At 43.2% G+C, this 19708-nt stretch carries 9 protein-coding genes; all 9 read left to right on the top strand.

The annotated features are described in order from the left end of the window. The coding region (tssD, locus tag BUC20_RS28895; protein ID WP_262497440.1) for a type VI secretion system tube protein TssD at window positions 1-399 on the top strand (399 nt) is incomplete at its 5' end. 192 nt (window positions 400-591) lie between these two features. Beyond that, window positions 592-2427 (top strand): beta-N-acetylhexosaminidase, encoded by a 1836-nt coding sequence (locus BUC20_RS28890; RefSeq protein ID WP_073236647.1) that lies wholly within the window; start codon window positions 592-594, stop codon window positions 2425-2427. Between the two features lie 286 nt (window positions 2428-2713). Next, on the top strand, window positions 2714-5815 hold the full coding sequence (locus BUC20_RS28885; protein ID WP_084529392.1) for a SusC/RagA family TonB-linked outer membrane protein: 3102 nt from the start codon (window positions 2714-2716) through the stop codon (window positions 5813-5815). A 35-nt stretch (window positions 5816-5850) separates the two neighbouring features. Beyond that, the gene (locus BUC20_RS28880; protein WP_073236644.1) at window positions 5851-7497 is read left to right on the top strand and encodes a RagB/SusD family nutrient uptake outer membrane protein; all 1647 of its coding nucleotides are present in this window, start codon (window positions 5851-5853) and stop codon (window positions 7495-7497) included. A 682-nt stretch (window positions 7498-8179) separates the two neighbouring features. After that, window positions 8180-13381 carry a beta strand repeat-containing protein gene (locus BUC20_RS28875; RefSeq protein WP_073236641.1) on the top strand — a complete coding sequence of 1734 codons (5202 nt, stop codon included), beginning with the start codon at window positions 8180-8182 and terminating at the stop codon, window positions 13379-13381. A 48-nt stretch (window positions 13382-13429) separates the two neighbouring features. Then, window positions 13430-16516, top strand: coding sequence for a tail fiber domain-containing protein (locus BUC20_RS28870; RefSeq protein ID WP_073236638.1), 3087 nt, complete (start codon window positions 13430-13432; stop codon window positions 16514-16516). Then, window positions 16513-17946, top strand: a complete 1434-nt coding sequence (locus BUC20_RS28865) for a redoxin domain-containing protein (protein WP_084529390.1) — start codon at window positions 16513-16515, stop codon at window positions 17944-17946. Before BUC20_RS28870 ends, BUC20_RS28865 begins: the two co-directional genes overlap by 4 nt. 81 nt (window positions 17947-18027) lie before the next feature. Next, entirely contained in the window at window positions 18028-18786 is a 759-nt protein-coding gene (locus BUC20_RS28860) for a T9SS type B sorting domain-containing protein (protein WP_084529388.1), read from the top strand. Window positions 18787-18796: 10 nt separating this feature from the next. Beyond that, window positions 18797-19705 (top strand): PorP/SprF family type IX secretion system membrane protein, encoded by a 909-nt coding sequence (locus BUC20_RS28855; RefSeq protein WP_234994617.1) that lies wholly within the window; start codon window positions 18797-18799, stop codon window positions 19703-19705. Window positions 19706-19708 lie beyond the last annotated feature (3 nt).

The following is a 19708-nucleotide window of genomic DNA, read 5'->3' as shown; positions in this document are numbered from 1 at the left end:
ATCATGGCATTTAAAACCAGACTGAACTTAGGTTCAAAAGAATTCGATGTGTTGCAGTGCAGCTTTTCATTGAACAGAGACGTAGACGCAAAAGGTCGTCCGTCATCAGGCGTTTACGGTGGAACAATTCACCTTGAAGTTGAATCAACAGAAGATACTTCAGTGATTGAATCTATGGTGAACAACCAGTACAAGCCACTTTCAGGCAATATTGTCTTCAAAAAAGGCGAAGAAGATGCAAAGATGAAAGAATTGTCTTTCGAAGACAGCTACATCATCCAGTACAATGAGGGTATTGCAGTTAATGACAATACGCCAATGACTTTAAGTTTTGTAATATCGGCCCGTAAATTAAAGATCGGTAATGCAGAACATGTTAACGACTGGCCAAAAGCATAAGCTCAGGTAGTTTTTAAATAGAAAAACCGCAGAATCAATATTGGTTCTGCGGTTTTTTCACTTAATGACCTTTGGTAAAATTATATAAGGTAAACAATGTTAACAAACGTTAAACATATATTTGAAATCCAGTCATAATGGTTATCTTAGGGCTTCAGTGATGACACACTAAATTAAACCTAAACAAACCGCATGAACAGATTTTTTATTCTGGCATTTCTTCTGATTTGCTCCATCAAATTATCCGCACAATCCAAAATCTCCCTCGTTCCCTTACCTGTAAAAATGGAAGAAAGAAAAGGGAGTTTTTTATTGGATAAAAATGTATACGTTAGTTATCCGAATCCGGAATTAAAAGACCTGGCGCTTTACCTGCAGTCGGCGATCCAGGAAACCAGCGGACTGAAAGCAGGATTGCGTACAGGGAAGTGGATGCAAAAAGGGGCAAGGACTATTGCCTTGCAAATCGACCCGGCTGTGGTAGCCAAGGAAGGCTATGAATTGTTGGTGAGCCCGGCAAAGATCACCATCAAAGCAAGCACAGAAAACGGCTTATTCTATGGCATTCAGACCCTTCAGCAATTGATCCCGCTGAAAGGGGCAAAAAATATACCTGCTGTTCTTATCGAAGATGAACCCCGTTTCAGCTGGAGGGGAATGATGTTCGATAATTGCCGGCATATGTTCTCCGTTCCCTTCATTAAAAAGTTTATTGATCAGCTGGCCAAACACAAGCTGAACAAATTTCACTGGCACTTAACAGAAGATCAGGGCTGGAGAATTGAGATTAAAAAATACCCCAGGTTACAGGAAGTGGCGGCCTATAGAAACGGAACGCAAATTGGTCCTGACCGTAAAAAAGATGTAGATACGATCAGGTATGGTGGTTATTATACACAAGAACAGGTGAAAGAAATTGTGGCTTATGCTACGTCCAGATATGTAGAAGTGATTCCGGAAATCGAAATGCCGGGGCATTCTGTGGCGGCAATTACTGCCTATCCTTACCTGGCTTGTGGTGCAGTAAGTTTTGAAAACGGAAAACCATTTGAAGTGAGGAGGGTTTGGGGCGTATCAAAAGATTTATACTGTGCCGGTAATGAGCAGGTATTTACTTTTCTGGAAGATGTGCTCTCCGAAATTATGCCTTTATTCCCTTCCCAATACATCCACATTGGGGGAGATGAAGCGCCGCATGATGCCTGGAAGACCTGCCCTAAATGTCAGGCCAGAATGAAAACAGAAGGATTAACGGATGAGGCTGCTTTGCAAAGCTGGTTCATCAGAAGGATGGAGAAATTCATCAATAAAAAAGGAAAGAAAATTATTGGTTGGGAAGAGATTATGCAGGGAGGCCTTGCTGATAATGCAACGGTGCATTCCTGGTTAGGCGTAGAAAGTGGATTGAAAGCCGCAAAAAGTGGTCATGATGCCATCATGTCTCCGTATTCTCACCTTTATTTTGATGGTTATCAGGCAGATTCAAAAATAGAGCCGATGGCAATCGGTTATTGGGTGCCTTTAGATAGTGTGTATGCATTTGAACCCGTACATCCGGCACTGAATGAAAAAGAAGCGAAACATATTCTTGGCGCACAGGCAAATTTATGGACGGAGTTTATTGGTACAGAAGATTATTTCCAATACATGGTATTCCCGAGGATTGCCGCTTTATCAGAGATCGACTGGTCGCCGAAAGCATCCAGGAATTTTGAAGATTTTAACAACAGGCTCGTGGCTCAATACCAACGGTATGATCAGCAGGGAATTCAGTTCCGTGTTCCGGTGCCAAAATTGGCTGTAATCCGGACTTCAGGGATTACTTCTACCGTTGCTTTAACCGATCCTACAAAAAGTGGGAGCATCAGGTTTACCCTGGATGGTGGAGAAGTGACTGCAGCATCACCGCTTTATAAAGCACCGGTAACTTTAGAGAAAGATCAGGTGATCCGTTATGCTTTGTTTTTTAAGGATCAGCGAAAAGGATCAACAGACTCCTTTCCTAAAGTGAAGAAAACCAAAAAATAAGAGGGAATTCCTATTCCTGAAAAGCATCAGACCATTATGGCCTGGTGCTTTTTTTTTGTATCTGTTTTTATTTTATTGTAAATGAGTTTGTTAGGCTTGTTTTGGGTTAAGTAGGATCTCTTATAAACGAATTTATGCGTATAAAACTCAATAGTGGATATATCGGATAATATAGTGTCACTATTAGACAATCGATGTAGAGCCAGGGTCCGTTAATGGCTTTAACTTTAGTTTACCATCCCCCTCAACTTTTTATAAGCAATAACCTAAACTAAACCAACCAAGTATGATTCGTTTACATTTACTATTATTATTTGTTTTTTTAACCTGTGGCTATGCACAAGCTCAGGTAAACAACATTTCAGGGAAGACATTGGATAAAGCAGACAATTCCCCTCTGCCCGGCGTTACGATTATGATCAAAGGGACCAAAAAAGGCGCACAATCGGATGTCAACGGGAACTTTAAGCTGGATATTGGATCAGCGACTTCGGTCGTATTGCTCGTCAATTATGTCGGTTATGCCAGTCAGGAGGTCGTATTGGGCAATAAAACACAGCTGGACATCTATCTGGTTCAGGCAGACCGGGGACTGAATGAAGTCGTGGTGGTCGGCTATGGAACTCAGAAAAAAGTAAATCTGACCGGATCGGTAGCCAGTATCAGCTCTGCGCAGATTACCAACAGGCCCGTCACGTCTATGCAGAATGCCTTGCAGGGAATAACTCCTGGCTTAACGGTAAAGTCCAGAACAGGCGATGTGGGGAGTTTTAACTCCACTACCGGAGAAGGCGGTGCTGGTGGCGATATCGGTAGTTTATCCCTGAGGGGAAGTAACCAGATCACGCTTTCTGGTCAGGCTCCGGTATCTAAAGAGCCATTGATTGTGGTGGATGGAATTCCTGCAAGCCCTGCCGATTTTGCCCGGATTAATCCTAACGATGTAGAAAGTATTTCCGTGCTTAAAGATGCGGCTTCTGCCTCTATTTATGGTAACAGGGCCGCAAATGGAGTAATTCTGGTGACCACCAAAAAAGGAAAGGACGGCAGAATGAGCATTGAATATAATGGCTATTACGGACAGCAGTCGCCAACCAATATTCCTAAATATCTGGGCTCTCCACAGTACGCACGTTTGTTAAATGAAGCCTTAACCAACGCAGGCAGACCAGTTCGTTTTACAGAAGAAGAGATCCGGAAATTTGAGACCGGCGAAGACCCGGACAGGTATCCGAATACCGACTGGTACAAGGCATCGTTGTTAAAGAATGCTCCATTACAGGATCATCAGATCAGTGTGAGCGGGGGAGAGAAGATTAAATTCTATTCCGGTTTTGGTTATATGAATCAGGAGTCCCTGAAAAAGGGAAAAGATATGGACCGTTATTCCTTTCGCTTGAATACCAATGCGGCTGTCAACAAACGACTCAACCTAAGTACCACCAGCTCCTTTACGCAGGAGGCCTACCAAATGGATGGAGGTGATTATTCATTTACTACCCTGAACAGAAATGTACCTACCATTCCCATTCGCCATACGGACGGAACCTGGGGAAGTTTGAGTGGAGGGGTATTCGATCCTTTGGTGACCGGAAATACCGTTCGGACGCTGGAAGAAGGTGGGCGTAGCAGTTCAAAAGAACAAAGAATCAATACTGCTGTAAATGCAGACCTGACCCTGACAGAAGGATTGGTTTTGCGTGGAACAGCTTCTTATAATGCTTATAACAAAACGGGTTCTGTTTTTACAAATGATTTGGCTCCGATCATTAATTTTTTAACCAAACAACCGGTAGCGAGTACTGCGGTTACGCCAAACGCACTGGATGAACGTTGGGACCGGAACAACAGGCTGCTTTTGCAGGGAGTGGCGGAATATGAAAAAACGATTGGAAAACATTATGGTAAAATATTAGGAGGTACATCTTATGAAGAATTCCAGTCCAGGTTTATCCGTGCCGGACGTAAAGACTTTCCGAACAATGATCTTGGGGTGATTGATGCTGGTGCTAATAATCCAAATTTTAATACCAACGAGGGAAATTTGGGAGAATGGGCTATCCAGTCATTCTTTGGAAGGATGAATTATGCCTATAACGACAGGTATCTATTGGAAGCCAACATCAGATTTGACAAATCTTCCAGGTTCGGACCGGCTAACAGGCTGGCTGTCTTCCCTGGTTTTTCTGCCGGATGGAGAATCAGTCAGGAAAAGTTTATGAAACAGATCAAATGGATCGACGACCTGAAAATGCGTGCTTCATGGGGTAAACTCGGGAATCAGGACAATGTAGGGAATTACGATTATCTGGATCTGCTGGTTTCTAAGTTTGCTTATTCATTTGCAGACCAGACACAAAATGGCGTATGGCAGGAAAAAGGCTCAAATTCAAAAGTGAGCTGGGAAAAGACTACGGTTTCGAACCTTGGAATGGACTTAACCATGTTTAATGGGAAGTTGAATCTTACCGCCGACTATTACCTCAGAAATACCAATGATATCCTGCTTTCTTTACAAAGTGCACTGGAGTATGGTTTATTTGCACCGGCACAAAATGCAGGTTCGGTTCAGAATAAGGGATTAGAGTTACAATTGGGCTATAAGAATAACATTGGCGGCTTTACTTACGGGATTGGAGCCAATATGTCTAAGGTATGGAACAAAATTACTTCCTTGTCCAGTGCTGATGGAAACATCAATGATAAATACATTTATCAGGTAGGCAAGCCATTGGGCTCCTTCTTTATGTATCAGTCACAAGGTTTATTTGCCAGCGATGCAGAAGCAGCAGCTTCGCCGAAAATCAATTCAGCCTCCAAAGGTGGTGATATTAAATATGCAGACCTGAATGGTGACAATAAAATTGACGCAAATGACCGCACAATCGTAGGGAATGACCAGCCTTTTTTTAATTATGGTTTTAACCTCAATATGAGCTATAAAGGTTTTGATTTTTCAATGCTGGCACAAGGAGTGACGAATGTTAAAGTTTATTTAGGTGAGGAGGCTTCTCTGGCCTTCTTTAACGGATCAGGAGTGAAACCGATTCATGAACAACGCTGGACGATAGCCAATCCGGATCCTAATGCGGCATATCCAAGGTTATTGAAATCGGAAAACAATACTCAAAATACGGTATTCTCTGATTTTTGGTTATTTAATGCGGCCTATTTAAGAATCAAATCACTTTCTCTGGGTTATACATTTAATGATCCTCTGCTTTCGAAAATGCATCTTGGAGGACTAAGGATATACCTGAGTGCTACGAATCCTTTTACCATAAGAGGAGATAAACGTCTTAAGGATTTTGATCCTGAGGTACCTTCATTAAGGTCTTCCTATCCGGGATTGAAATCTTATGTAATGGGTTTAAGTGTTCGTTTTTAATTGTTGGTCATTCGTTTAATTTAGAAAATACAGAGATGAAAAGATTTAAATATATCCTATATCTGGGGCTGTTTGCCGCAGTGTTGTCAGGTTGTAAGAAAGACCTGCTGAATAAAATTCCACAAGACAGTGTTTCCAGTGAAACTTTTTGGAAAACAAGTAATGATGCCTTCCTCGCTGTGAACGGTTGTTATCAAAACCTTCCCGGCGATGCTTATCAATCCTATTTTGATGCTTATGCGGATAATGCTTATGCACAATACCCATGGGAAAGCATTGCCACGGTAGTGAGTTCAGGCGATGTGAACCTAACCGTAGATTTTGGTTGGGAAGCAGGATACAAGGCGATCAGGAGGTTTAATTATTTGCTGGAAAATATCGATAAAACACCAGAGGATAAAAATTTGCTGGAACGATATAAAGCGGAAGTCAGGTTTCTGAGAGCTTATCAGTATCTGAATATGATCTTACAGGTGGGGGATGTCCCTCTGGTGACGAAGACCCTTGCTTTTGGAGAGGAATTACCAAGAACAAAAGAAGCAGAAGTATTGGGCTTTGTCATCAAAGAACTTGCGGATGCGGCTTCGGTATTGCCTGTTTCGTATGCAGGTGGTAAAAAGACGGAAAAGGGAAGGGTAACCAAAGGTGCTGCCCTGTCGTTGAAAGCGAGAGCGCATTTGTATTACAGGCAATGGGCGGAAGCGGTAGCTGCGGCGAAAGAAGTAAAAGCTTTGGGCTATAGTCTGTTTAAGGTGACTGCAGAGACCAATGGCCAGGATTTAAAGGACGATTATAGTAAATGGGTGAATTTTGCCGATGCGGCAGCTGAGAAAAAATTCAGATTGGGTTTGCGCAGCTATGAAAAGCTGTTCTATACCGAGAATGAAGGGAATTCTGAAGTGATTTTGGAGCGTGAGTATACTCCTGAAAAGGATACCCATGGTCTGAATACCTTACTGTTGCCTGCTCAGGTTGGAGGTTGGGCATCGATCAGTCCGACACAGACCTTGGTAGATGATTATTGGATGAGCAATGGCCAGCCTCATGTGCCAGTGGCAGTGGCAACCCGTGCAGCCTTGTACAACGCGAAAGACCCAAAGTATATGGATGAATATAAAAACAGGGATCCCCGATTTTATGCTTCCATTGAATTTGATGGAAATCCATGGAATCTTCTCGTTAATGGTTATAGTTATGATTGGGGGGTGAATGAAAGTGCCTCTAAAACAGGTTATGGGTTCCGTAAACTGGTAGATCCCAATGAGCAAAGAGAGTATAAAGCGTTCAATAATACGATTTTGATTCGCTATGCGGAGGTCTTGCTGACCCAGGCAGAAGCGCAGAATGAGCTGACCGGACCAACTACGGAGGTTTATGATGCTTTAGACGAGATCAGAACCCGGGTGGGTATGCCGGTTATTGACCGGAGTACCTATAACAATCAGGATAAGGTTCGTTTACTGATTCAGCAAGAGAGACGAATAGAGCTGGCCGGAGAAGGACACCGCTATTTTGACATCAGGCGTTGGGGAATTGCCTCTGCAGTGATGAAAGATCTGGTAGACCTGAAAAATTCGCTGGTTCAAAAAAGATCATGGAGCAGCAAACTGATGAAGTTACCGGTTCCACAGGCTGCTGTAGATAAAAACACGAAGCTAAATCCGAATAATCCCGGATATTAAAGATCGTTAGGTCTGATATTAACCATTAGGCCCGATCTCATAAGTTACAATGGCTCTCCCATACAGGGAGAGCCATTTTTTTTGATTTAATCGTCTTATATCCAGTTTGTTTGATTCCTGTGTAACGCACAGGACTGCTGAACCGTGTTTTATAATTGAAAGTCAATGTTTTCATGTATGTCTGCTGTTTATGTTCTTCCCAGTTCAAAAAGTTTACTGTTTTTACTAAAATAATTTTAAATTAATCATTCTGATTTACAGTATGTTATGTCAATTAGTTGACTGTTTACGCAAATATTTTACTATGAACACAATAATATTGTGATTATGTATGTTAGCTTTGCTTCCAAATTGATAATTTTTTGTACCAACTGGCTTACCTATGCGCCTAAAAAAAGCAAATGCTCAATTGTTCACGATTGTTCCTATAATATGTTTCCAGAGAAGAAAAACCATCGACAGCGCTACAAAAACAGTATTAGTCCAGGGCTAATTATACCACCTAAGTGGTTAAATATCTTTAAACTACGAAAATTAGTACTCATTTAATTATTGAAATTCAGCCTGTAACGGAAAAGAAATAAATGGTTGATGCGTTGCTTTTTGCAGCCCGTCCTACTGTTTCATTTTGTTTTTGGCTCAAACGATATTATCAAGATCCAATCATCAATACAGTAATCTCATGAATAAAACAGTTAAGCAATATATTATGCTTATTGGGTTGCTATTTGCATTCGGTGCAAAAGCTCAGGTAGGAATAGGTACCAGCACTCCGGATGCAAGTGCACAACTGGAAATTCTTTCCAGTTCGAAAGGTTTACTTATCCCAAGATTGTCACTTATACAACGTGATGGTATCAATAATCCTGCCAATGGATTGTTAATTTATCAAACTAATAATTCTCCGGGTTTCTATTTCTACAATAATGGACAATGGCAACGTTTGGTTAATCATGCCGAATTGGGTGCCGGGGGGAATGGTTCAAACGGGAATACCATTCTCAGTGGGAATTCAAGCCCTTCTGCAACGGTCGGAAATAATGGGGATTTTTATCTGAATTTAGGGAATAATAGTCTGTATGGCCCAAAAACATCGGGCAACTGGCCTGTAAACGGGATCTTGCTGGTTGGTCCGAAAGGAGAAAAAGGGGATACGGGAGCTAAAGGTGATGCTGGCACAAAGGGTGATCAGGGCTTAAAAGGGGATTCAGGACCCAAAGGAGAGCCTGGATTGAAGGGAGACATTGGATTCAGAGGGGAAACCGGTGCTAAAGGCGATCCTGGTGCAAAAGGAGAAAATGGATTAAAAGGAGATATAGGGCCAAAAGGCGATAAGGGTGACATAGGTCCAAAAGGCGAGCCGGGAACTCCGGGGAATTCCCTTCCAGGTGTGGGGAAATCAGTCACATCTTCGGGAACGATTGCTATTGGAAACGGGAAAGAGGCAGTATTGACGAATCTGACACTTGATCTTGCAGATAACGCAGTAACTTCTGAAAAGATTGCCGATGGTTCCATTGCGAATGTGGATTTGAATAAGAGTAAAATTCCTTTAAGCGGATTTGGCCTGCCTTTAAAAAATATTTCCATGGGTGGCTTCAAGCTGACGAACCTGGGCGTTCCAACCAATAATCTTGATGCAGCAACGAAAAAATATGTAGATGATAAACTGATTGGAGGAGGGGGACAGCGCCCGGTGCTTAGCTTTGATAATGCCTATAACCTATCCATAAAAGGAAGCAACTCCGTAAGCCTTTCAGACCTTAACCAATCTTTAAGTCTGGCAGGAACCGTACTTTCTATCTCAGGTCCAAGACAAAGTCATGTAGACCTGCGTGGGATTTTAGGGAACGGACCCGGAGGTAATGGTATTGTGATTCATGACCACACGCTTGAAGGAGAAGGAACAACAACATTACCTTTAAAACTTTCCAATACAACGGTAACTCCCGGGAGTTATACTGCTGCGAATATTACCATAGATGCAAAAGGCAGGATTACTGCTGCTTCAAATGGTACAGGTGGCGGACCAGGTGCCGGGAACGGAACCGTGACCTCCGTAGAAGTCGTTTCTGCGCAGGGATTCACCGGATCTGTAGCCAATTCCAGTACCACACCGTCTATCATCCTGGGTACTTCGGTAACCGGGATTTTAGAAGGAAAAGGAGGGGCCATTACTGCTGCAACTACCACGGGAAGCGGTGCGATTGTCCTGGACAACAAGCCGACGATCAAAGATCCGATCATTACAGGAGTAGCAAAAGGAAATATCGATGGAACAGCCACAAATGTAACCGGAGTAATTGCTATTGTAAACGGAGGAACCGGGGCAACTACTGCAGCCGGAGCGAAACTGAACCTCGGACTGGACAAAGTAGACAATACCAGTGATGCAGAAAAACCATTGAGTGATGCTGCAAAAGCTGCTTTCCTTGGAAAGGTAGATGCAAATGCTACAATTACCGCAGGAACCCATACTAAAATTACTTATGATGCAAAGGGCTTGGTGCTTAAAGGTGAAGATGCGACCACTGCCGACATCAAAGAATCTGCGGATAAAAAATATATAACTGATGCACAGTTAATCTTAATTAATAATACCAGTAATATCAATACCGGGGATCAAATTGCTGTTACCGTTCCGGTAACGCCTAATGGTGCTTTAGTCTCCAGAAATGTACAGGCGGCACTGGAAGAATTGCAGGCAAAAATTACCAGTTCAGCAGGAGGAGGGATGACTGCAGTTAAGCATGATGCTACTTTAACCGGAGACGGAAATGCAACAGACTTAAGCTTAAATAATAAAGCCGTGACATTTGCAAAGATGGCTGATCTGGCATCCGGTTCCTTGATCGGAAGAAGCACTGCAGGTTCAGGAAGCCCTGAGCCAATCAATATTGGCGAGGGAATTTCTCTGGCAGGAGGAACGTTGTCGGCCAACATTCCTGTAGCAACCGGTGGAACAGGGGGGATTGGGGGAAAACCTGGTTTAATGGATCCGGCTGATAAAGCTAAACTTGATGGATTAACGAATTATACTTTACCCATAGCCTCTGATACCAAATTGGGAGGTGTTAAAATTGGCGCCAACCTGAGTGTGGATGTAAACGGAATCTTATCTGCAGCTTCGGGTACTGTGGCGGATGCAACAACAACTGATAAAGGTAAAATACAATTGGCTGGTGATTTAACCGGAACCGCTATTGAACCAAGAGTTGCTGACAACGCGATTACCACTGGGAAAATAAAAGATGGCAGCATTACTGATGCGAAAATCGTTGGGGTAAGCGGATCTAAAATTACAGGAGATATTCCCGGAAATGCAGGGAATGTAACAGGGGTTATCGGAGTTGCTAATGGAGGAACCGGTGCAACAGATGCTGCAGGAGCCAAACTAAACCTGGATCTGGATAAAGTAGACAATACCTCAGATCTGAGTAAACCTGTAAGTACAGCCACAGCATTGGCCCTGAATTCAAAACAAGATAAATCAAATTTAAGTTCGGATATCGTTACAGACTACAATTCGAAGGTGAAATATCCATCAGTAGAGGCAATTAAACTCTATGTTGATGATAAAGTAAATAAAGCGGTAATCGGTGCAGGAGGTGTTCCGGATGCAACAACAGTGGATAAGGGTAAAATACAACTTGCAGGCGACTTAACAGGAACGGCTTCCAATCCACTGATTGCAAATAATGCGGTGATCACAATTAAAATTCTGGATAAAAATGTGACCGATGCTAAAATAGAATCACTAACCGGTGCTAAAGTAACCGGTGATATTCCGGGCAAAGCGGCCAACGTGACGGGGACGGTTGCAATCGGTAATGGTGGTACAGGAGCGATCACCGCTGATGCGGCGAGACAGAACCTTGGGCTGGGCAATGTAGACAACACTAAGGACGTAGATAAACCGGTTAGCAATGCTGTAAAAACGGCCCTGGATGGAAAAATCAGCCTGACAGAAAAAGCGGCCGTAAATGGTGTGGCTACCCTGGATGGAGCTGGAAAAATTCCAAGCAGTCAGATTCCTGCCCTGTCTTTCTCTTCTGTAGATGTGGTCAGTACCCAGGCCGAAATGCTGGCCTTATCGGCTGCGGTAGTAGGTAGTACTGTGGTCAGAACAGATGAACGCAGGAGTTACGTATTGAGGACACTACCTTCTAATGTACTGGCAAACTGGGTGGAAATTCTTACGCCTACCTCTGCATCCGTACAATCTGTTAACGGAAAGAACGGTGCGGTCACGATTACGAAAGCTGATCTTGGATTGGGAAATCTGGACAATACCAGTGATGCGAATAAGCCATTGAGTACGGCGGCAACCACTGCGTTGAATGGAAAGGAAGACAAATCGAACAAAAGTACCGACATCAGTGCGGATGCCTCAATGGTCAATAAATATCCTAACGTTCCGGCTGTGGTTGATTATGTAGGTAAAGCGGTAACTGCTGCAAGCGTAGCTCCGGCGACAGGGTTAGCGAAAGGAATTCTTAAGCTTAGTAATGATTTAGGAGGTACTGCAGATGCTCCGGTAGTTACTGCGATTAATGGCACTCCTGCAGCAAACATTATTACAGCGATCGCTGCAGTAACAGCGGCGACCAATGCAAATACTCCAAATACGATTGTTAAAAGAGATGCTTCAGGAAACTTTTCAGCAGGTACGATCACCGGAAGTTTAAGTGGTAATGCGACCACTGCCACCACAGCCGGTGCTGCGTCAAAACTAAGTCCGGGAGCAACAATTAATGGTGAACCGTTTGATGGAACGAAAAATATTGTAATTCCTGTGACCGCTGATCCGGGCAAACAGGACAAATCAGCGATGCTGACTGCAGTTGCAGGTTTGCCAACGAATGGAATTATCGTTAAAACAGGTGTCGGTACAGCAACAACCCGCGCAATTGTAGCCGGTACAGGATTAACATTGACAAATGGAGACGGCATTGCCGGAAATCCAACGATTGCTATGCAAAGCGTATTTACAGGAAGTCCGGGAACTTATACTTCAGCGAATGTGAGCGTGGATGGAACCGGCCGAATCATTACGGTGACTAACGGTACAGGTGGAGGAAGTTCCTATACTTTACCTCCGGCAGCGGCAGGTACGTTAGGAGGGGTTAAAGTTGGTGCCGGACTTAGTGTGGTCGCAGACGGAACCCTTTCTACAAAAACAGACCTGGCTTATACAGCGAGTGCCACAGATGGTAAGGTAAATAGTAGTACAGGTTCACAAGCTATTATTCCGGTCGCTTCAAATTCAATTGCGGGGCTGATGAGCAACACCGATAAAAGTAAGCTGGATAAAATACCGGCTATTGCAGGTTCTGCAGACGCCAATAAGGTGCTGACCGTAAATAGTACCGGAACAACTGCCATGTGGGCTACTGCTACAACAGGTGGCGGCGGCGGCGGAGGAGAAACGGTTCAGTCTTATCACCCAAGCGGACACAGTGCAGTCATTGTCCGGGCAACGGGCCCCGGAGTTACTGTGCTTCAAAAACCTGGACGTAAATCAGATGGAACTCCATCAGGATTTCCTAGTTTATTTGAGATTACAGTCCCTGCAAACGTCTCTTTAAAATCTTTCCAGATCATTGGAGATAATGCCCTGTTAGGGGAATCAAATCCTCAGGGAAATACACCGAATATAACATTAGATATCATTTATGGCGACAAGACCATCAACAACAGTTTTGATGATTGTATTATGCCTACAAATGTGATGTTGTCGGATCGGGCAAATCCAGGCAAAAGCAGGTTTGTAGCTTTTGGGGCAGGAACGGTACAGATACTTATTGACGACCCGGCAAATAATACCATGAAGAGCCATGCCACGATCGGTTTTAAAAAATGGGCATTCGGGATGAGCTTTTAAGAAGGAGAATTCCGCAAATGATTATAAAAGATATTAAGGAGGAAGTAAATGAAAGTAGCTAAATACTTTGTTTTGATTTTTACAATGGGACTTTTTGCTTTGCAAAGTTCTGCGCAGACCCCCTTGAATGGTCGTTTTTTTATACGTGGGGTAAGTGACGCTCCTTCTTCGCCAACTTCAAATTTCTCTATTGAAGGAACATTTACTGATCCAAACTTTATTCATACAGCTGACGGGATTCTGAAAGGGGATATCATTGTCGATTTTGAAGGTAAATTGTATAGGATTGACAAGCTGACCAAAGAGGCAGGAGGAGGGTCGGATATCATTGCAGATGTGACCTATATGTCGGGAGCGGTTTCAGAATGGAATACAGCTCCTGCGGTATTTCAAACGGGAGCATTGTTTCATCCTACACCAAATGGCTATCCATTAATGACTTATGATCCGGAAAATAGCAATGATAACCTAAGGGTAGCCATTCAGAACTCAGCGGTGAAAGACATTGACCGGGATATCCGGGGTTTCAAATCCGGTACTGAAGGAGAGATTCCTAAAACACCCAAATTCGGAGATATCTTCTATAACGTAACAGAGAAAAAACTTTATGCATACACCGCGAATGGCTGGGTTCCTCTTGGAAGTGGGGTCATCGCCACGGGCACAAGCTCAGAATTTCCTAACCCTGCAAAAGCAGGGGAAATGTTCTACAATAACGACAACGACAATACTTTTATCTACAACGGAGTAGTATGGTTTAAGATTGCGACCAATGGCTCTACCCCGAGCGGAACGGTTAACCCTGATCCTTTGAAAACAAAGGTCAGAGAAGGGGATTTGTTTCATAACACCTCAGACCATAAGCTCTATGTTTACAATGGGAGCATCTGGGTAGCCACAGATAATTCCTTACCCAAGGGACAGATTTTTATTGGAAATGCTTCAAATGTAGCCGTACCGGTTACGCTGGGTGGCGATGCCACATTGAATGAGGTTGGAAAATTAACGATTAAAGACCTTGCGGTCAACAATGATAAACTGGATAAAAAGAATATTCCCTTAAGTGGTTTCGGCAGACCTATTGATGACGTTGAAATGGGGGATCCTATTACTAAATTCAGAATTAAAAACCTGAATTATCCTCAGGAGGCATCTGATGCTGCAACAATGGGGTATGTAGATGGCTTGTTCAAAGATCCTGCGGCCATGTTAAAGCTGAAGAATAATCACTTCTTCGTTGGAAATGGTTCCGATATGGCGATAGAAACGGCGAAAAATTTAATTCCCGTCTCTGGTTTCGACAAAGCGATGGATCACCTGAAAATGGGCGTAGATGGCCCTACGGGTTTAAAATATAAAATTATAAATATGGCCGATCCTGATGCGCCTCAGGATGCGGCTACCAGAAACTATGTAGATACAAAAAGCATTGCTCCGGGACAACTTAACCTCTTAAAGGGCAATCTTTTTATGGGTAATATCTCCAATAAAGCGAGTGCTACATTACCCGCTGACATCTCCTTAAGTGTATTTGGACTGCCCGCAAAAGAACTTTCCATGGGAGGATTTAAGCTGATCAACCTTAAAGATCCGGAAGTTCCACAGGATGCGGCTACAAAAATCTATGTAGATAACAAAGTGATTGTCCCTTCAAATCTTAGCTTAACTGCCGGAAATATTTTTGTTGGAGACATCAATGGAAAAGCAGCAGATGTGTTAGCAAGCACAGTTCCGCTAAATGGCTTTGGCGCACCAATGGCTGATATTTTAATGTCGGGCTTTACCTTTAAAAACCTTAAAGATCCAGAAGCAGATCTGGATGCGGTAACTAAAAAATATGTGGATCATCTGTTTAAGACCCCTTCCACACTACTTGCCCTTCCTGATCAGAACATGTTTGTTGGTGATCTTAATGGAAAGGCCATAGCGACCCACAAAAATAAGATCCCATTGAGTGGCTTTTCAAAAGCTCTGGGAGATATTGAGATGGGGGATGGGATGAAAAAAAACAGGATCGTCTTTTTGGCAGAACCTAAGGATGATACTGATGCAGCTACCAAAAAGTATGTAGACACCCAGACTTCTAAAACAGGATCTTTGATCTTACCTTCGGATCACCTCCTGGTAGGAGATCAGAACAATAAAGCAGAAGCAGTTGCAAAAGGAGCAATCCCCATCACTGATTTCGGTTCTCCGGCGAGAGATTTGTCTTTCAGGAACGGACTTAAAAACTTCAAAATCGTCAACCTTAAAAACCCTGAAGAAGCGCAGGACGCCGCGACTAAACATTATGTGGATTCCCTGGCTTCAAAAACGCAGGTCGGCCCAAACCCACCAGCAAACCCTGCAATAGGAGATACTTATTTCAATACCACAGATAAACGCTTATATGTTTACAATGGAACGGATTGGGTTCCTGTAGGAAATGATAAACTTGCAACAGGAAATTTATTTGTAGGGAATACATCAGGAGTAGCTACTGCAACTCCCAAAAACGAAGTCTCGCTGACTGGATTTGGAGTGCCTGTTGCACCTCTTCCAATGAATAATCAAAAGATCACCAATCTGGCTATACCAACGCTGGATATGGATGCAACCAATAAAAAATATGTAGACGATGGCCTGGCCATTGCAACCGCCGGAGGAAAGGATAACCTTGGAAATCATCAGGCCACTAAAAATCTGATGCTCTCGGTAAATTCCATCAGCAATGATGGCCTGAACGGAAAGGGCTTAAGCTTTGATGTTCCCGGAAACGCAACATTAGGACAAGACCTGACCATCAACGGAAATCTTTTTACCCCTTCAGACCGAAGGTTAAAAGACCATATCGAGACCCTGGGCAATGTATTGCAAAAGATTGATCAGATCAGAGGGGTAAGCTTCGAATATAAGAACAAACACAAATACCTGAGTGGTTCTAAAATCGGAGTCATTGCTCAGGAATTACAAAAAGTATATCCTGAAATGGTTACACAGGGAAAAGACGGCTTTTTGAAAGTCGACTATACCCAGTTGACAGGCATGTTGATTCAGGCAGTAAAAGAACAACAAAAAGAAATCGAAGCCTTGAAAATCCGCATGGACCGTCAACAGGAACAAATCAATCACATTCTAGAAAAAATGAAGAAATGATGCTTCAGCCAATAAAAAATATACTACTGACCAATGCCATTCTTGGATTCCTGAATTTCACGACACAGGCACAGGATGTCAGTTTGAAAATACATCTTTCAGGAGTCGCAAAAAGTAAAATTTCTGTGCTTTCTCTCTCCGGAGCTTCCATTAAAACGATTGTAGAAAATCCGGGAATAAATAATGGGGAAACCGCAGTGTTGAATATTCCTGCGGCGGAGTTGCCGGGAGAGTTTGTACTCCGGTTTGATTATCAGGAAAAAAAAGACAGCAATCCTTATCCTTCTGAAAAGCGGATTTTTGTGAACAAACAGCACCTGGAACTTTGGGCAAAACCGAAAGCTTTGGGCAACCCGGACAGCACTTATTTTCAAAAAGAAGAAACTGAAAATACCTTGTTTTCCCGTTTCTCGGCAGAGAATTTTAAGAAGAGGGAGCAACTGGGCCTGCTACAGAATTTCCTGATGAACTACGACCAGCCTGTGTCTAAGTTTTTCAGTTTAGGAACAGAAGAATACGAAAGCAGAAGACAACAATACAATAAATGGGTTACTGAACAGGTAAATGCCCATCAACGGTTTTTTGTAAGTAATGGTTTTGTCTTTCAGCACATTTCTCCCATCGTTTGGAAGGGAACGGAAGCAGAGCGGATGAACAGTGTCATCGCTCATTATTTTGATGGCATGGACTTTAAAAATCCAGCGATCATCAGGACTACAGAAATCAAGGAATGGATGAATAAGTACGTAAATATTTATGGAGCCATGTCTACTACCATTGCCCTTCGGGATTCTTTGTTTACGCTTGCCGGAAAACGGGCGATAGAAAAAGCAAAGCTTGGTCATCCGCAGGTATATGGCTGGATGGTGGACTATTTCTATAACGGATTTGAGAGTTTCAATATGACTGCCGGAATCAAAATGCTGGAGCCATACCTGAATGATCCGCTTTGTCTGACGGTAAAAAGAAAAGCAATTGAGCAAAGGTTGAAAGGGATGGAAACCCTGGTAGTGGGGACGATAGCTCCGGATTTTAAATGGAAACTCGGCTCGGGAAAAACGGTACCCTTTCATGAGTTTAAGACAGAGGCTAAATATAAGCTGGTGTTGTTCTGGTCTGCCGACTGCCAGCATTGCAAGGAGCTGATGGAGCAGTTACATCCCTGGTATCAGCAATCTTCAAGATCGGAAATGACGGATGTTTTTGCCATTAGTCTGGATGAGACAGAAACGGAAATCCCGGCATGGGAAAAGGCAAAACTGAAGCTTCCGGCGTTCAAACATAAGAGAGCAGATCAGGGCATCAGAAGTCCGGAGGCTGCGGCTTATTTCGTGCTTTCTACACCAACAATGGTTTTGGTAGATGCCAAAAGCAATAAGATCGTAGCGATGCCGGAAACAGTTGCCCAGCTGGAATCATCCATGAAATAAGGAGCTGAATCAGGAGAACTTACCGGATTCAAAAAAAGGACTAACGAGTCAATAAAAAAGCGAATAAAACAATAAATACTAATGAAACTAATCGCATCACTTTCCTTTGGCCTTTTGCTGTTTGGCAGCACGAGCCTGCAGGCGCAGTTAAGGATCAACTCCGAAGGTCTTTTCATTCAGAGCGGAACAGTTTTCAGTTCAGAAGGGTTAACACTTGTACCTGCCAATAACTGGGTGTTGAATAACCTGAGCCTGAACAGACAGCTTTCAGTAGTGATTTTTCCCAAGTTCAACAGCATCCAACGCATGTACCGGTTCAGCAGACCGGCGGTGTTCCAGGGAGAGCTGGCGATGAGTTATGAAGATATTGAACTGAATGGAAATGAGGCTAAAAATTTAGTGCTCACCTATTCAAAAATGTCTGGGGCAACGGCTAAGGATTTTACGCTGGTAAAGGAAAGTGTAGTGAATCCGGAAGAGCGCTTTGTTGGTCAGCTGTTCTCCAAGACGATCACTTTTTCCGATCTGACAGCAGTGAGTACAGAAGGTTCGGAGATTACCCCTTACGTGGATCTGGTAGCCAATAACATGATCACCCCGAATGGCGATGGGGTCAATGACACCTGGATCGTTAAAAATATCAACCTGTATCCGAACAATGAACTGAAAATTTTCGATAGGGAAGGAAGGGTGGTCTTCAGCATGTTTGGGTACGACAATTCCTGGGATGGCATGTTCAACGGAAACCCGCTAAAGGAAGATACCTATTATTACATCCTGACCATCGACTCAGGGAAATCGAGAAAAACAGGGTTTATCTCCATAGTAAAAGAAAAATAATCAAAGATTAATGATGATGAAATTAATGGGACGGAAGATTTTGATGATCGGCTTTCTGACAACAGGTTTGCTTACAAATGTGGTTTCCTTAAAAGCGCAGATCAGGCCAATGGGGAATCAGTATTATGAAAACCAATATTTAACAAATCCAGCATTTGCCGGGATCAGCCAGGGTTTGAATGTCAATATTGGCTACCGCAATCAATGGCGGTCCATTCCGGGTTCGCCGGTAACGATGGCGGCAACCGCCGATTATCAGTACGGTAAAGTGGGCCTGGGGGTGTCTGTGTATAACGATAAAGCAGGACTCATCGGAAGAACGCGGGTGATGGGAACTTATGCTTATCACTTACCACTGAACGGAGACAGCAGAAGTTTACATTTCGGGATTTCCCTGGGAATAATGAAAGAACGTCTGGATAACAATAAGATTATTGCTGCCCCCGATGATCTGCCAGCAGAACGTTTTAACCAGCGTAAGGGCTTTGTAGACGGGGATTTCGGGATTGCCTACACAGATCAGAGGTTTACCCTGCAGGCCGCCTTACCCAACTTAAAGAAATTCCTGCAAAAGGACGATCAGAATATGGTGGATGGATCTACCTATTTTGCTGCCGTTTCCTACAAAATAGGAACAGCGCTGGATGTGGTTTCTATAGAGCCTAAGATCAGTTTCAGGGGAGCAAAAGACATTGATAATATCTGGGACCTGGGCACTAACCTTAAGTTGGAGAACAACATCCTCTCTTTTATGGGTATGTACCATAGTGATAAGAGCAGCACTTTTGGCATTGGACTGAGTTATGATAAGTTTTTTATTCAAGGCCTTTACACGAGTCAGTTTGCAGGAGAGCGGCAGAACACAGGAGCTGATTTTGAGCTCAACCTCAAGATCAATCTGTTCAATCCTCAAAAATAAAAT

This window comes from Pedobacter caeni (assembly GCF_900129215.1).
Classification (GTDB): Bacteria; Bacteroidota; Bacteroidia; order Sphingobacteriales; family Sphingobacteriaceae; genus Pedobacter; species Pedobacter caeni.
This window is presented reverse-complemented; position numbering and strand designations above follow the sequence as displayed.

Excerpts from the sequence above, each read along its gene's own strand:
- BUC20_RS28890 (WP_073236647.1), top strand. The coding sequence starts at position 592 with ATGAACAGATTTTTTATTCTGGCATTTCTTCTGATTTGCTCCATCAAA.
- BUC20_RS28885 (WP_084529392.1), top strand. The coding sequence starts at position 2,714 with ATGATTCGTTTACATTTACTATTATTATTTGTTTTTTTAACCTGTGGC.
- BUC20_RS28880 (WP_073236644.1), top strand. The coding sequence starts at position 5,851 with ATGAAAAGATTTAAATATATCCTATATCTGGGGCTGTTTGCCGCAGTG.
- BUC20_RS28875 (WP_073236641.1), top strand. The coding sequence starts at position 8,180 with ATGAATAAAACAGTTAAGCAATATATTATGCTTATTGGGTTGCTATTT.
- BUC20_RS28870 (WP_073236638.1), top strand. The coding sequence starts at position 13,430 with ATGAAAGTAGCTAAATACTTTGTTTTGATTTTTACAATGGGACTTTTT.
- BUC20_RS28865 (WP_084529390.1), top strand. The coding sequence starts at position 16,513 with ATGATGCTTCAGCCAATAAAAAATATACTACTGACCAATGCCATTCTT.
- BUC20_RS28860 (WP_084529388.1), top strand. The coding sequence starts at position 18,028 with ATGAAACTAATCGCATCACTTTCCTTTGGCCTTTTGCTGTTTGGCAGC.
- BUC20_RS28855 (WP_234994617.1), top strand. The coding sequence starts at position 18,797 with ATGATGATGAAATTAATGGGACGGAAGATTTTGATGATCGGCTTTCTG.